Origin of the sequence: Pseudohongiella spirulinae (assembly GCF_001444425.1) — a bacterium.
In the GTDB taxonomy this organism is placed as follows: domain Bacteria; phylum Pseudomonadota; class Gammaproteobacteria; order Pseudomonadales; family Pseudohongiellaceae; genus Pseudohongiella; species Pseudohongiella spirulinae.
The window spans coordinates 3,296,423-3,311,500 of the sequence record NZ_CP013189.1; the positions used below are offsets into that span (position 1 = coordinate 3,296,423).

Here is a 15,078-nt window from a genome sequence, read left to right on the forward strand (position 1 = left end):
CAACGATTGGACGCAGTATACAGGCTGTCCGGATTCAGGAGAATTGCTTATGACCATCCGTTATTTGATCGCCGCCATCACGCTGGCAGGCTGCACCGCAGCCGCCGCACAGACCGGGTCTTTTCGGGCCGGCGAACCCTTGGGTACTGTGAACGAGTCCGGTGTAGCCACGCCCATGTCTGATAACGTGAAAGTCTTTGGCAGCTTCCGCTTTGCAGAAAGCTGCACTTTCGATCCTGAACGCAACCTGATTTTGGCCATGAATGCCGGCGTCGCGCAAAACATGGAGCCAAACGATGGTTACGTATCACTGATCAACCCTGATGGCAGCGTGCATACGGCCAAATGGATCGGCAATGATCGCAACGGCCTGGAGCTCAATCATCCGCTGGGCAGTGCCATTAAAAATGGCGTGCTGTATGTGGTCGACATGGACCATATTCGCCTGTTTGATCTGGCCAGTGGTCAACCTTTACGCGCACATTCTCTGGCCGATGCCGGTGCCAGCCTGCTAAACGGGATTGGCGTCGCGGATGACGGCACCGTCTATGCCTCCAATACTCGTGAGCCACAACGGCTTTATAAAGTGACTGCCGATGGTGATATCTCTGTGATTGCAGAAGGCGCCCCGTTGATGGCCCCGAACGGCGTGGCAGTAGACAATGATGGCAATGTCGTTGTGGTTAACGTGGGCAATAATCACGTGATGACCTTTGACCCGAATGGCAATCTGCTGCGCACCGAATATGCGGCAGAAAGCGGCAATGACGGCGTCGTCATTACCGAAGACGGTACCAAGTATGTCAGCAGTGTGCGCTTCGGCAGCATTTCCCGCATCCGTCCTGGTCAGGATGCGGAAGTGATCGCGGTAGGCATCCCCAGCGCCGCATCCATTTGCTACGACTCGGTACAGAACCAGATTGTCATTCCCATGAACAACAACAATGCACTGGGATTTCTGCCGCTGGATTAATCGGGATAAAATGGGTGACCCGGGTCTTGTCAGAAAAGCAGACCCGACACCCATCCCGCCACGGCACACAAAAGCACCACCAGCCAGGATGGCAGGCGCCAGAACGTCAGGGCGACAAGCGCCAGCACAGCCAGGGCAAAGTCCAGGGAATCCGTGATGGCGCTGGTCCAGACCGGATCGTAAAGCGCAGCCAGCAGCAACCCCACCACAGCGGCATTAACGCCCATCAGTGCTGCCTGCATGCGTGAATTGCGACGCAACTGCTCCCAGAATGGCAATGCGCCGGCAATCAACAAAAAAGACGGCGCAAAGATCGCCAGCAAGCAGATCAGCCCCCCCAGCCAGGCTGTGGGTGCCTGATTCATGGCGGAGCCCAGAAAAGCCGCAAAGGTGAACAATGGACCCGGAACAGCCTGGGCCGCACCATAACCGGCCAGAAACATGTCATTATCAACCCAGCCCGTCGGCACCACTTCTGCCTGCAGCAATGGCAGCACCACATGGCCGCCACCAAATACCAACGAACCGGCCCGATAAAACGCATCCACCATGGCCATACCCTGTGAAGGCCAGACCGTTGCCAGCAGTGGTAAAGCAATAAGCAGAGCAAAAAACATCAGCAACCAGAACACGCCAACCCGGCGACTGATTGTGACCGGTATAACATCATGGTTTTCATTGTCTGCTGCTGGCTTGAACAGCCACAGACCTGTCAGACCCGCAACCAGGATCACCACCACCTGCCCCCAGGCCGAAGGGCTGGCGAGCACCAGGCAGGTAGCAATCGTCATGAGTGTGACACGTGGAGTATCCGGACAAAGATTGCGCGCCATGCCCCAGACCGCCTGGGCCACGACGGCCACGGCAGCAATTTTCAAACCACTTAGTAGACCCGCATTCAGTTGCTGGCCAAAGCCGGCAATGCCAACGGCCAAAGCCATTAAAACCAGCGCCGACGGTAAGGTGAACCCCAACCACGCGGCGGCAGCACCGCGATAACCGGCTTGCGACATACCCAGCGCCAGTCCCACCTGACTGCTGGCCGGGCCGGGCAGAAACTGACACAGCGCCACCAGGTCCGCGTAACTTCGCTCGCTCAGCCACTGACGGCGCGTCACGAACTCATTTCGGAAATAACCGAGGTGTGCCACCGGGCCACCGAAACTGGTCAGCCCCAGCGCCAGAAATATGCGAAAGATGCTGAAAGTTGAGGGTGTCGGCTGCGCGGGTGTATCTGGCATAAACTCAGGCCCACTGGCTTGCAGGATTTATTGACTCAGGAAGTCTAACACAGCCTGTCGATTGCCCCGAAACATCACCCGGGCATCATGTTGCTGCCACTGCCAGTGGTACATCGGGTCGTAGTAATCCTGCAGCAGGCTGCGAATCCAGCCGCGGTGCTGCCCCGGATCGCCGCGCCGGTGCGCGTCTATGGCCTCATCCATCATGGCTCGGATCTGCGCATAACGTTCACCGCCCAGGCGTTTGCGAATACGCCACAGGGAATCCTGTAAATCGTCCACGAAACAGGCAAATGCCTGATCCGTTGTGTTTAACTCTGTTCCGGACTTTGCATCGGTGATGTGCAGGTGAGCCCGCCATTCGTCCGACTTGCGAACAATGTAATTTTCCCATGAATGCTCAACACGCTCTTCAAGAGAGCTTTCCAGAAGAATCACGGGCGCCTTTGCCATGGCTGCGCGCAATTCCGGTGGCAGGGAGCAACGACCGATCAGGCGGCTTTCATCCTCCAGGACAATCGACTTGTCCGGCAGACTGTGGTGCTTTCTGATCATGTCAATAATGACTGCATTCTCAAAATCTATTTGCGAGGGCTGGCCATCCGGTCGCTTGCCAAATGCACTGCCACGATGATTGGCATGACCTTCCAGGTCGACGGCTTGCGCAACATGTGTCAGCAATTCGGTTTTTGCCGCGCCGGTGTGTCCGGCCAGTATTATAAAAGGTGCCTGCTGACACAATTTATTCAGCTCGGTCAGCAGGAACTGGCGCATCGCCTTATAGCCGCCAATCACTCGCGGGTAGTCGACACCTGCTTCACGCAGCCACTGCTGGCAAATCTGTGAGCGAAGTCCGCCACGAAAACAATACAGATAGCCCTGCGGATGCTGGCGGGCAAATTCTGACCAGGCGGCAACCCGCTGCGCTTTTGTATCGCCATAAACTAACTGATGGCCCAAGTCGATTGCCGCCTGTTGACCCTGCTCTTTGTAACAAGTACCCACGGCTGTCCGTTCATCGTCGGTCATCAATGGCAGATTTACCGCACTGGGGAAAGCACCGCGGCCAAACTCAACAGGGGCACGCGTATCTATTAATGGTTTTTCGTTCAAAAATAGTTGTAAATAGTTGTCCGTGTCAGGACGATTTTTATCGGAATCGGACACGTACAGCCTCTTTGCGGGTTGCGGACAGTTCACCAATCGGATGAATAAGGGCTGGCGCCACTCCATGCGCAGCCAGCAGCTGTTCTACTGCAGCCGCCGCATCCGGCCGCACGGCAATCAGCAACCCACCGCTGGTTTGCGGGTCACAGAGCAAGGCTTTTTGTGCATCTGTTATTGATGCCAGCTTGCTGCCATAGCTGTCAAAATTGCGCCCGGTACCACCAGGAATGCAGCCCAGCGCTATATAGTCGGCGATTGGTGCCAGCGCGGGTACGGCGTCAATGTCCAGCTCTGCATCCACGCCGCTGCCTTCACACATCTCTACCAGATGCCCCATCAATCCAAAACCTGTCACATCGGTAATGGCTGTGACACCTGGCACATCAGCAAGTGCCATGCCGGCGCGATTAAGCTGGCACATGACATCCCGTGCCAACGTACTGTGTTCGGGCTTTAATTTGCCCTGCTTTTGCGCCGTGGTGAGCACACCCACACCCAGCGGTTTACTCAGATACAGCAGATCCCCTGTCTGCGCGGTGTTGTTCTGCTTCAGTTTGGCTTTATCGACCAGACCGGTGACGGCCAGACCAAAGACCGGCTCTGGGCAGTCGATACTGTGCCCGCCGGCCAGCACAATGCCCGCATCCGAACAGGCCTGACGCCCGCCGTCTACCACCTGCCCGGCCACCTCCGCACTCAGGACATTGATGGGCCAGCCCAAAATGGCGATGGCCATCAGGGGCCGCCCGCCCATCGCATATATATCACTGATGGCATTGGTGGCAGCGATGCGTCCGAAATCAAACGGATCATCCGCGATGGGCATGAAAAAATCGGTGGTGCTGAGAATGACCTGACCATTGCCAATGTCATAGGCAGCCGCATCGTCTTTGCTGCTGTTGCCAACCAGTAAAGCAGGATCGGCTGCAAACTGACGCTGTGTTGCCAGAATACGATCGAGTACTGCCGGCGCTATTTTGCAGCCGCAACCAGCGCCATGGCTATAGGCGGTCAGGCGGACGGGCGTGTCGGTCATAGTTCACCTCGATTAGCGTGTGTGTGCGCATTATAACAGCGAGCTTGAGAATAACAGGCCCTGCAGTTCGTTGATCAGAAATAAAAAACCCCGGATCTTCTCAGACCCGGGGTTTGTTTTTACACAACCAGCATAAATGCTGGTCAATAGAGCTTACATCAGATCAAAACGATCCAGCTTCATGACCTTGGACCAGGCGGCCACAAAGTCATTAACAAAGCGCTCTTCACCATCAGCTGCTGCATAGAACTCCGCAACTGCACGCAGCTCAGTGTTGGAGCCGAAGGCCAGATCAACCGGTGTCGCTGTCCACTTGAGCTGGCCGCTGGCGCGATCAACGCCATTGTACAGACCTTCAGTGGAAGACTTCTCCCAGGCCGTGGACATATCCAGCAGATTGACAAAGAAGTCGTTGCTCAGTTGTCCGGGGCGGTCAGTGAACACACCGTGCTTCGCACCACCAGTGTTTGCGTCAAGCGCTCGCATACCACCAACCAGCACAGTCATTTCCGGCACAGTCAGGGTCAACAGGTTAGCCTTGTCGACCAGCATCTCAGCCGGTGACATGTAGGCGCGCGGTCCAAAGTAGTTACGGAAACCGTCAGCACGCGGCTCCAGCACCGAGAACGAAGCAACGTCTGTCATTTCCTGAGTAGCATCGGCACGGCCAGGCGTGAACGGTACTTCTACGTTGTAGCCGGCATCCGCCGCTGCTTTTTCAATCGCAGCCGCGCCGCCCAGTACAATCAGGTCAGCCATGGAGACCTGACGACGACGGTTTGAGCTGTTGAAGTCGTTCTGGATACCTTCCAGTGCAGTCAGCACCTTATTCAGCTCTTGCGGGTTGTTGACTTCCCACTCGTTCTGCGGAGCCAGGCGCAGACGGCCGCCATTGGCACCGCCACGCATATCGGAACCACGGTAGCTGGCCGCTGCCGCCCAGGCAGTCCGCACCAGTTCCGGGACAGTCAGACCTGAGTCAAGGATGTCAGACTTCAGCGCGCGGATGTCACGGGCATTGATTGTCTGATAATCGACTTCAGGAATCGGATCCTGCCAGGACAATACTTCTTCCGGCACATCGTTGCCCACGTAGCGAGCGCGCGGACCCATGTCACGGTGCGTCAATTTGAACCAGGCACGGGCGAAGGCATCTTCGAACTCAGCCGGATTTTCCATAAAGCGCATGGAGATTTCGCGGTAGATCGGATCTTCCTTCAGCGACAGGTCCGTGGTCAGCATCATTGGCGCGTGGCGCTTGTTAGGGTCGTGTGCATCCGGCACCAGATTAGCGCCAGCGCCACCTGCAGGCTGCCACTGAATGGCGCCGGCCGGGCTGCGGGTCTGCTCCCACTCATAGCCAAACAGGTTCTGGAAGAAGTTTTGCGACCATTGGGCAGGCGTGACTGTCCACGCACCTTCCAGACCACTAGTGATCGTGTCGCCGGCATTGCCGGTGCCACACTCACTGGTCCAGCCAAAACCCTGCTCTTCAACACCTGCTGCGGCCGGCTCTGCGCCGATGCAGTCAGCAGAAACGGCGCCGTGTGTCTTACCAAAGGTATGACCACCGGCAATCAGGGCAACTGTTTCTTCGTCATTCATGGCCATACGGCCAAAGGTTTCACGGATATCGTGAGCCGCCAGTTGCGGATCAGGTACTCCGTTGGGGCCTTCCGGGTTTACATAAATCAGACCCATCTGCACCGCTGCCAGAGGGTTGTCCAGTTGACGCTCACCAGAGTAGCGCTCATCGGCCAGCCACTCGCTTTCCGGACCCCAGTAAACCATATCGGGTTCCCAGTCATCTTCACGACCACCGGCAAAGCCGAAAGTCTGGAAACCCATGTCCTCCAGTGCCACGTTACCAGTCAGCACCATCAGGTCGGCCCAGGACAGGCTGGCGCCGTATTTCTGTTTGATTGGCCACAACAGGCGACGGGCCTTATCCAGGTTAGCATTATCCGGCCAGCTGTTGAGCGGCTCAAAACGTTGCTGACCGCCGCCTGCACCACCACGGCCATCAGCTTCACGGTAAGTACCGGCACTGTGCCAGGCCATACGGATGAAGAAGGGACCATAGTGACCATAGTCTGCCGGCCACCAGTCCTGGGAGCTGGTCATTATGTCGGCGATTTCGGATTTCAGTTGATCGAGATCGATCTGAGAGAAGGCTTCGGCGTAGTCGAAATCTTCACCCAGTGGATTGGATTGTGGTGCATGCTGACGCAGAGGACGCAGATCCAGCATATCCGGCCACCAGTTGTGGATTGTCATGCCGTCGTTCTGGGCGCTGGCAGGCATCATGGCGGCGGAAGACGCCAGTGCGGCCGCAACGACCAACGAAAGTGTTTTTTTTCTGAACATTGTTCACCCCTATAATGGATTACTCTCTTTGATTTTGAATCGCTAAAGCGGTTCTCTTCATACAACACCTCATCTTAGGTAGATATCGGGCGATATGTATAATTGATTATTTTTCACGTTATGATTGAAAATAACTAATATGAATATGCAAGTCTTCGGTCATCTCCGTAGCGCTTGTAGCAGAGTGGACACCCGAGGACGCTTTGACTATAGTTCAGTCCGCAGTCTCTTCCGACGGCAGTACAGACCACTCAGGCAGACTCTATCTTTATGGCCCAAGGCACCCTGTTTACAATTTCCGCTCCCTCCGGCGCCGGCAAAACCAGCCTGGTGAACGCACTGCTGGCCGACAATGACCCGCGTACCTGTGTGTCTGTGTCGCACACCACCCGCACCATGCGGCCCGGCGAGCAGGATGGGGTGAATTATCACTTTGTTGACCGGGATACCTTTGTCGACATGCGTGATAAGGGTGTGTTTCTGGAATCTGCCGAGGTGTTTGGCAATCTGTATGGCACATCGGGCGACTGGGTAAAGCAGCAACTGGATGCCGGCAAGGATGTGATTCTGGAGATCGACTGGCAGGGTGCTGCTCAGGTGCGTCAAAAACTGTCTCCGGTAAAAAGTATTTTTATACTGCCGCCCTCGCTTGACACCCTGCAGCAGCGCCTGACCGGGCGGGGTCAGGACGATGCGGAAGTCATTGCCCGCCGCATGCAGCAGGCGCGGGACGAAATCTCCCACTACCATGAAGCCGATTATCTGATCATCAATGATGAATTTGATCGGGCGCTGGACGACCTGCGCGCCATTTTCCGCTCCGTGCGATTGCTGCAGGCACAGCAACAGCAGAACAACAGCGACCTGCTGGGCAGTCTGCTGCAAGACAATCAGGCGCCTCTTTAACAGATTTTTAGCGGACTTTTAACGGATTTTGCATGCAAACTGTGTATGAATTCAGTATCATACCCGGTCTTTCTGAGTAAGTTCCCCCAATTTTGTAATTGCAGGTTGATGATTATGGCTCGAATTACTGTCGAAGATTGCCTGGACAAGGTCGACAATCGCTTCCAACTGGTAATGATTTCCAGCAAACGTGCTCGCCAGCTGCAGACCGGCGGTAAAGACCCAATGGTGCCGGAAGACAACGACAAACCCACGGTCATTGCCCTGCGCGAGATTGCTGAAGGCCACGTCGATCGCAGCATCCTGCTGGCCCGCGCCGCGCCGTCCCGGGAAATTCCCGCTGCAGAGCTGGATGCCACGGCCGCCATGATGGGTGCCATCATTGCTGATCCAGACGCCGAAGGCGTTGCCGATGAACCCATGAACGACGACGAGTAAATCACTCAGGAGTCGGCTTGTGTCATTAACTACAATCGACTCTCTTGCCAGCAGCCTCTCTGGCTATCTGGCCCCTGATCAGGTTAACCATGTGCGCCGCGCCTACTTTTACGCAGAGCAGGCGCACGACGGTCAGTTCCGCCGCAGCGGCGAACCTTATGTAACGCACCCCCTGGCCGTTGCCGGCATTCTCAGCGACATGCACATGGATCATCAGAGTCTGATGGCGGCCATGCTGCATGACGTGATTGAAGATACCGGCATCAGTAAAACCGCCGTTAAATCACAGTTTGGCGAAACCGTAGCAGAAATGGTTGATGGCGTGAGCAAGCTGAATAAGATTCATTTCAGCAGTCACGCGGAGGCGCAGGCCGAGAACTTCCAGAAAATGGCGCTGGCCATGGCGCGCGACCTGCGTGTCATCCTGGTGAAACTGGCTGACCGCCTTCACAATATGCGCACGCTGGACGTGCTCTCGCCGGACAAGCGCCGCCGCATTGCCAAGGAAACCCTGGATATCTATGCCCCCATCGCCAACCGTCTGGGCATGCACGCCGTGCGCGTGGAATTCGAAGAGCTGGGTTTCCAGGCCTTGTACCCCATGCGGGCCCGTCGAATCGACGCCGCGGTCAAGGCGGTGCGCGGCAATCGCCGTGAAATAGTCAAACAGATTCAAAGTGCCATTGAAGCCTGTCTTGAGCGCGAAGGTATGCCGGCACGGGTGTTCGGCCGCGAAAAACATCTATACAGTATTTACGAAAAAATGCGCAGCAAGCGCAAATCCTTCTCGGAAATCATGGATGTTTACGCCTTCCGCATTGTGGTCGACTCAGTGGACACCTGTTACCGGGTGTTAGGCGCTGTTCACAACCTGTTCAAGCCTGTTCCCGGTCGTTTCAAAGACTATATTGCCATCCCCAAGGCCAATGGTTACCAGTCACTGCATACCACGCTGTTCGGCATGCATGGCGTACCCATCGAAATCCAGATTCGCACGGAAGAAATGGAGGCCATGGCCAACAACGGCATTGCCGCCCATTGGCTCTACAAGTCCTCTGATGACACGCCCAGCAACGCTCATATCCGGGCACGTCAGTGGATCAATGGCCTGCTGGAGATGCAGAAAAACGCCGGTAACTCGCTGGAATTTATCGAAAATGTGAAGATCGATCTGTTCCCGGACGAAATCTATGTATTTACGCCCAAGGGACGCATTATGGAGCTGCCCGCCGGGTCTACCGCCGTAGATTTTGCCTATGCGGTGCACACCGATGTCGGCAACTCCTGCGTAGCCTGCCGCATCAGTCGCCGTCTGGCCCCGCTAAGCGAACCATTGGAAAGCGGCCAGACTGTGGAAATCATTACAACGCCGGGCGCCCAGCCCAATCCAGCCTGGCTGAGTTTTGTGGTCACCGGCAAGGCACGCAGCAACATCCGTCATTTCCTCAAGCATCAGCGCCAGTCCGAATCCATTGCCCTGGGCCGACGTCTGCTGAACAAGATTCTGGCCGGCCATGGCACTCAAATCGACAAGCTCAGCTCCGAACAGATACAGCCCATGCTGACTGAGTTCAACATCGAGTCGCTGGACGACGTGCTCAGCGATATCGGCCTGGGCAATCGCATGGCCCATCTGGTGGCACAGAAACTGCTGCCCGATGAACCGGTGGTGGCGACACCCAAATCCAAAAAAGAAGCACGCCAATCGTCACTGGCCATTCGCGGTTCGGAAGGCATGGTGATGAGTTTTGCCAAGTGCTGCTACCCGATTCCCGGCGACCCGATTGTTGGCCACATCAGCTCTGGCCGCGGCATGGTGATTCACACCGAAAGCTGCAACAACATTGCTGAAATCCGCCATCAACCCGACAAGGTGGTACCGGTACGCTGGGATCCTGATGTCAAAGGCGAGTTTGCCGTGGAGATCCGGGTCGAGCTGGAGAACGAACGCGGCATCATCGCCAAGCTGGCCACTGCCATCACCAGTAAAGAGGCGAATATCGAGCGCATCAGTACCGTCGAGCGCGATGCCCGCTTCAGTATTGTGAACCTGCTGCTGACCGTGAAAAACCGCGTCCATCTGGCACGAGTGATGAAGCATATCCGCCTGATCAAACCGGTCACCCGGGTGGCGCGCGTGAAGAGTAAAAAGCTGGTCAAACCCATCAAGAGCAGCATTGCGCCGGATTCATTGCTGCGCCAATCTCCAAACTCAGGTGATGTTCATGGCTGAAAAAGAAATCATTTCGTCCCCGCGGGCACCGGCCGCCATTGGTCCTTATTCACAGGCGGTTAAAGCGGGTAACCTGGTCTTTATGTCCGGACAGATTCCGCTGGATCCGGCCACGATGGAAGTTGTATCTGACGATATCGAGGCACAGGCACGTCGGGTCATGGACAACCTGGCAGCGGTGGCCGCTGAGGCCGGTGGTACGCTGGATGACTGCGTAAAACTGACCATCTACATGACCGACCTGGGTAATTTCGCGGTTGTTAACTCGGTAATGCAGGACTACTTTCAGCAACCCTACCCGGCCCGTGCGACGATTGAAGTGTCTGCCCTGCCCCGCAATGTGAAAGTTGAAATCGAAGCCATCATGCAGCTTGATTAAACACCCCGGCCAGCGGACTGTCCGATCATGCCAGAGACCTCAGCCCTCAGCGATCTGCCCGTCTCCACGCTGAAGGGCGTGGGACCCAGACTGGTAGAAAGGCTGGCGGCGCTGCATATCCACACGGTCCAGGACCTGCTATTCCATCTGCCGCTACGCTATCAGGATCGCACCCGCATCGCCCCGATCGCTCGGGTGCGGCTGGGTCAGGATGTGATGTTGGAGGCCGAAATTGTCCAGTGCGACATTGAGTTCGGTCGACGGCGCAGCCTTGTGTGCCGGATCAAAGACAGCAGCGGTCTGATCTCTCTGCGTTTTTTCCACTTCAGTGCGGCCCAGAAAAACATGCTGGCAGCAGGGCGGCGAATTCGCTGTTATGGCGAGGTGCGGTCCGGCAAAAACGGGCTGGAATTGTATCACCCCGAATATCAGGTCCTGCGCGACGGAGAGGAGCCTGCTGTCGCCGACACGCTGACACCGATCTACCCCGCCACCGAAGGCCTGCAGCAGGTGCGTTTGCGTTCACTGATCGACCAGGCTCTGCAACTGATGCAAAGGCCGGACGCGCTGATCGACTGGCTTCCGGCTGACATTCTACGCAGCTTCAGATTCCCGTCCCTGCCACAGGCACTGAACTATCTGCATCATCCACCAGCCAATGCGGCGGTGCATGAATTGCTCAATGGCGAACACATCTGTCAGCGCCGACTGGCGTTTGAAGAGCTGCTGGGTCACCGCTTGTGCCTGCGGCGGCTGCGCCAGCAAAGTGCTCACCAGCGAGCACCGGTGCTGAGTCGCACTCAGGGTCTGCGCGAAAAATTTCTTGCTCGCCTGCCCTTCAGCCTGACCGGCGCCCAGCAACGGGTCGCCGCAGAAATTCAGCAGGATCTGACTCTGTCCGAGCCCATGCTGCGTCTGCTGCAGGGCGATGTGGGTTCTGGAAAAACCATCGTAGCCGCGCTGGCGGCGTTGCAGGCAGTAGACAGCGGCTATCAGGCGGCGATTATGGCACCGACTGAAATTCTGGCCGAGCAGCATTTCCTGAACTTCAGTCAGTGGCTGGAACCGCTTGGTATTTCGGTTGGCTGGCTGAGTGGCAAGGTCAAGGGTCGCCAGCGACAAGGAGTCATGAGTGGTCTGGCCGATGGCTCAATCACCATCGCCGTTGGCACTCACGCCCTGTTTCAGGAAGAGGTGCGTTTTAACAGGCTGGGCCTGATTATCATTGATGAACAGCACCGCTTTGGTGTTCACCAACGCCTGGCGCTGCGCGAAAAAGGTAATGATGGTCGTACCTTGCCACACCAATTAGTGATGACCGCCACGCCGATTCCCCGCACCCTTGCCATGAGTGCCTATGCCGATCTGGATTGCAGTATCATCGACGAGCTGCCGCCCGGTCGCACACCGGTCAACACCGTCGTGATTGCCAACAGCCGCCGCGACGATGTGATTGCCCGCATCCACGAGGCTTGCCGGTCCGGCAGTCAGGCCTACTGGGTCTGCACCCTGATCGAAGAATCCGAAGCCCTGCAGTGTCAGGCGGCCGAGGCCACCTGGCAGGCATTGCAAACGGCACTGCCCGATCTGGCGGTGGGTCTGGTCCATGGCCGCATGAAACCGGCAGAAAAATCAGCCGTTATGGATAACTTCAAGTCCGGCGCACTGCAGCTTCTGGTAGCAACCACGGTCATCGAGGTCGGGGTGGATGTACCCAACGCCAGTCTGATGATCATCGAGAACCCGGAGCGCCTGGGCCTGGCGCAGCTTCACCAGTTACGGGGTCGCGTGGGCCGCGGAGCCAAGGCCAGCCATTGCCTGCTGCTCTACCAGACGCCGCTGTCAATGCAGGGCAAAAAACGTCTGGGCATCATGCGCGACAGTACGGACGGTTTTTACATTGCCGAACAGGATCTGGCATTACGCGGCCCGGGTCAGGTGCTCGGAACACAACAAACTGGTCTGATGAGTTTCCGCATTGCCGATTTGTCGCGTGACGCCGGCCTGCTAGATCCTGTAAAATCGGCGGCAGATCAGATCGAGAATGCATACCCTTCACATATAGCGCCGCTGGTAGATCGCTGGCTGGGCGATCGGGAACTTTACGGCAATGTCTGAGACACCAACACAACTGCGCAACGTGCTGCTGCACGATGAGCAGGGAATTGCGCAATGCATCCTGCCAAGAACCTCACTGCTTGACCTGAAGTCGCTGCACACACTCAGCGGTCGCGTGCTGATGCCGATGCCTGACAACGAAATCATGCGCGCCAGTCGCATGAAAAAACTGACCGCCGTTGGCCAATCCATGCAGTTTTTTACCCTGCCAACTTATGTAGACAGCAAGCTGAGTGGCAGCGCCGAGCTGATGGTGGAAGATGAGGGCCTGACGCTGGGAGAGCTGCGCGACACGCTGCACCAACAAGGTATGCACATCCGGCATCTGGCCATCGCTGTCCCTGAAGAACAATTAGTCAGCGATCTGCCGGAAACTTCGCAGGATTCGCAGCGCATTGCGGACTCCATCAAACAGTTCACCTCGCTGCGTATTCGGCAACGGCTTGATGAGACACTGGAGATTCCGCCGCTATCGCCAACAGCCGAACGCATCATGCAACTGCGCGCCAATCCGAATGCGTCGGTCAGCGAGCTGACCAGCATCGTAGAAGCGGATCCCAGCCTGGCGGCACAAGTGGTAAGCTGGGCCTCATCGCCCTATTATGCGGCGCCCGGAAAAATCCGCTCCGTGCAGGATGCTATTGTCAGAGTGCTGGGGTTTGATCTGGTGAGTAATCTGGCGGTGGGCCTGGTATTGGGCCGGTCAGTGGATCTGCCCAAGGATCAGTCTTATGGCTTCACCCCTTACTGGCTGCAAGCCGTCTACTGTTCAACAGCCGTTGAGTCTCTGGCCCGCGCCATACCTGTCAGCGAACGCCCCCAGCAAGGACTGATCTACCTTGCCGGTTTGTTACACAATTTCGGCTATCTGATCCTGGCACATACTTTTCCGCCGCATTTCACACTGATCTGCCGCTATATCGAAGCCAATCCGGAAATAAGCCATGTGGCCGTTGAGAATCACCTGATCGGTATCAGCCGCGAACAGATCAGCGCCTGGCTGATGCAGGCCTGGAATATGCCAGAGGAAATCAGTGCCGCACTGCGTTATCAGCAGGACGCCAGCTACACGGGCGATCACAGTACCTATGCCAACCTGATCTTTATTGCCATGCGTCTGTTGCGCCGCCATGGCATCGGTGACGCGCCTCCGGAGTCTATTCCCGATGAATTGTATGCCCGGCTCGGGCTGACGGCGGAGCGCTGTGAAGCTATCATAGAGAACATTGTCAATTCTGATGACATCGCCTTGATCGCCGATCAAATGGCCGTATAAATCATGAACAGCCTGCTGACCAAATCCGGACTGTTATGCCAGCGTTATTTTCCACGCCTGCATGCCCGCTGGCCGGCTTTTGTGTTGCTGACCCGCCTTAACAAGCCTATCGGTACCTACCTGTTGTTATGGCCTACGCTCGGCGCTCTGTGGATTGCAGCAGATGGCTGGCCAGACTGGCATCTGATATTGATTTTTGCGCTGGGTACCTGGCTGATGCGTTCAGCCGGATGCTGCATCAATGATTTTGCCGATGCCCATATTGACGGCGACGTGGCACGTACTCAACAGCGCGCCATTGTGACGGGGCAGGTCACCCGCAAAGAGGCCATGGTCTGCTTTATTGGTCTGTGTCTGCTGGCTTTTGTATTGTTGCTGTTCCTTAACACGCTGACCCTTATCATGTCGCTGGGCGCCTTGTTATTAACGGCTGTGTACCCGTTCATGAAGCGTTACACTCATTTGCCACAGGTCGTCCTGGGCATGGCCTTTTCCTGGGGCATTCTGATGGCCTTCACCGCCCAGACCGGAGTTCTGCCACCACCGGAAGCCTGGTTGCTGTATGTTGCAAACAGTCTGTGGACGGTCGCTTACGATACGCAATACGCGATGGTGGATCGTGAGTACGACCTGAAGATAGGCGTCAAATCAACGGCCATCCTGTTCGGCGAGGCCGACAAGGTGATGATCGGCATGTTGCAGGCCATGTTCCTGCTGGCACTGCTGCTGGCGGGCGGCCAGTTTGGTCTTTCGTTACCGTATTATCTGGGGCTGCTGGTCGCGGCGGCACTGTTGGTTTATCAGCAGCGACTGATACGTCATCGTCAGGCTGATGCCTGCTTCAAAGCATTCCTCAACAACCACTGGGTCGGCCTGGCCGTCTTTGTTGGCGTGGTGTTGAGTACTTCGTTCTGAGATCAAACTTGCCGGGGGGGCAATCCATA

10 protein-coding genes and 2 pseudogenes are annotated in these 15,078 nt (G+C 56.5%); 8 read left to right on the top strand and 4 right to left on the bottom strand.

The genetic code is table 11. From position 1 onward, the window contains the following. Nucleotides 1-49: 49 nt before the first annotated feature. Nucleotides 50-973, top strand: coding sequence for an SMP-30/gluconolactonase/LRE family protein (locus PS2015_RS15155; protein ID WP_058023018.1), 924 nt, complete (start codon nucleotides 50-52; stop codon nucleotides 971-973). Between the two features lie 29 nt (nucleotides 974-1,002). Here the strand turns inward: PS2015_RS15155 and chrA are convergent, their stop codons facing one another. The 4 genes from chrA to katG form a co-directional block, all read right to left on the bottom strand. Then, on the bottom strand, nucleotides 1,003-2,214 hold the full coding sequence (chrA, locus tag PS2015_RS15160) for a chromate efflux transporter (protein ID WP_058023019.1): 1,212 nt from the start codon (nucleotides 2,212-2,214) through the stop codon (nucleotides 1,003-1,005). Between the two features lie 27 nt (nucleotides 2,215-2,241). Then, on the bottom strand, nucleotides 2,242-3,381 hold the full coding sequence (gene mnmH / locus PS2015_RS15165; protein ID WP_058023020.1) for a tRNA 2-selenouridine(34) synthase MnmH: 1,140 nt from the start codon (nucleotides 3,379-3,381) through the stop codon (nucleotides 2,242-2,244). After that, entirely contained in the window at nucleotides 3,365-4,417 is a 1,053-nt protein-coding gene (gene selD / locus PS2015_RS15170; RefSeq protein WP_058023021.1) for a selenide, water dikinase SelD, read from the bottom strand. The genes mnmH and selD overlap by 17 nt, the downstream gene beginning before the upstream one ends. A 153-nt stretch (nucleotides 4,418-4,570) precedes the next feature. Further along, nucleotides 4,571-6,724 (bottom strand): catalase/peroxidase HPI, encoded by a 2,154-nt coding sequence (katG, locus tag PS2015_RS15175; RefSeq protein WP_335338280.1) that lies wholly within the window; start codon nucleotides 6,722-6,724, stop codon nucleotides 4,571-4,573. 330 nt (nucleotides 6,725-7,054) lie between these two features. Here katG and gmk point away from each other — a divergent pair, with 330 nt between their 5' ends. From gmk to ubiA, 7 genes and pseudogenes are all read left to right on the top strand, one after another. Then, the gene (gene gmk, locus PS2015_RS15180; protein WP_058023023.1) at nucleotides 7,055-7,690 is read left to right on the top strand and encodes a guanylate kinase; all 636 of its coding nucleotides are present in this window, start codon (nucleotides 7,055-7,057) and stop codon (nucleotides 7,688-7,690) included. A 114-nt stretch (nucleotides 7,691-7,804) separates the two neighbouring features. Then, nucleotides 7,805-7,996 (top strand): annotated as a pseudogene (gene rpoZ, locus PS2015_RS16060) (DNA-directed RNA polymerase subunit omega); the annotation flags it as partial. A 151-nt stretch (nucleotides 7,997-8,147) separates the two neighbouring features. Continuing rightward, nucleotides 8,148-10,274: pseudogene (gene spoT, locus PS2015_RS15190) on the top strand (bifunctional GTP diphosphokinase/guanosine-3',5'-bis pyrophosphate 3'-pyrophosphohydrolase); the annotation flags it as partial. A gap of 79 nt (nucleotides 10,275-10,353) precedes the next feature. After that, nucleotides 10,354-10,740: a RidA family protein gene (locus tag PS2015_RS15195; RefSeq protein WP_058023024.1), complete on the top strand. Its 387-nt coding sequence runs from the start codon at nucleotides 10,354-10,356 to the stop codon at nucleotides 10,738-10,740. A gap of 27 nt (nucleotides 10,741-10,767) precedes the next feature. Further along, the gene (gene recG, locus PS2015_RS15200; protein ID WP_058023025.1) at nucleotides 10,768-12,858 is read left to right on the top strand and encodes an ATP-dependent DNA helicase RecG; all 2,091 of its coding nucleotides are present in this window, start codon (nucleotides 10,768-10,770) and stop codon (nucleotides 12,856-12,858) included. Beyond that, nucleotides 12,851-14,134: an HDOD domain-containing protein gene (locus PS2015_RS15205; protein WP_058023026.1), complete on the top strand. Its 1,284-nt coding sequence runs from the start codon at nucleotides 12,851-12,853 to the stop codon at nucleotides 14,132-14,134. Before recG ends, PS2015_RS15205 begins: the two co-directional genes overlap by 8 nt. Nucleotides 14,135-14,137: 3 nt before the next feature. Continuing rightward, nucleotides 14,138-15,049 carry a 4-hydroxybenzoate octaprenyltransferase gene (gene ubiA / locus PS2015_RS15210; RefSeq protein ID WP_082628180.1) on the top strand — a complete coding sequence of 304 codons (912 nt, stop codon included), beginning with the start codon at nucleotides 14,138-14,140 and terminating at the stop codon, nucleotides 15,047-15,049. The last annotated feature ends 29 nt before the right edge of the window (nucleotides 15,050-15,078 follow it).

Bases quoted from the DNA above. Each gene is read 5' to 3' on its own strand.
- PS2015_RS15155 (WP_058023018.1), top strand. From the start codon at position 50: ATGACCATCCGTTATTTGATCGCCGCCATCACGCTGGCAGGCTGCACC.
- selD (WP_058023021.1), bottom strand. From the start codon at position 4,417: ATGACCGACACGCCCGTCCGCCTGACCGCCTATAGCCATGGCGCTGGT.
- recG (WP_058023025.1), top strand. From the start codon at position 10,768: ATGCCAGAGACCTCAGCCCTCAGCGATCTGCCCGTCTCCACGCTGAAG.
- ubiA (WP_082628180.1), top strand. From the start codon at position 14,138: ATGAACAGCCTGCTGACCAAATCCGGACTGTTATGCCAGCGTTATTTT.
- PS2015_RS15195 (WP_058023024.1), top strand. From the start codon at position 10,354: ATGGCTGAAAAAGAAATCATTTCGTCCCCGCGGGCACCGGCCGCCATT.
- katG (WP_335338280.1), bottom strand. From the start codon at position 6,724: ATGATGCCTGCCAGCGCCCAGAACGACGGCATGACAATCCACAACTGG.
- gmk (WP_058023023.1), top strand. From the start codon at position 7,055: ATGGCCCAAGGCACCCTGTTTACAATTTCCGCTCCCTCCGGCGCCGGC.
- PS2015_RS15205 (WP_058023026.1), top strand. From the start codon at position 12,851: ATGTCTGAGACACCAACACAACTGCGCAACGTGCTGCTGCACGATGAG.
- chrA (WP_058023019.1), bottom strand. From the start codon at position 2,214: ATGCCAGATACACCCGCGCAGCCGACACCCTCAACTTTCAGCATCTTT.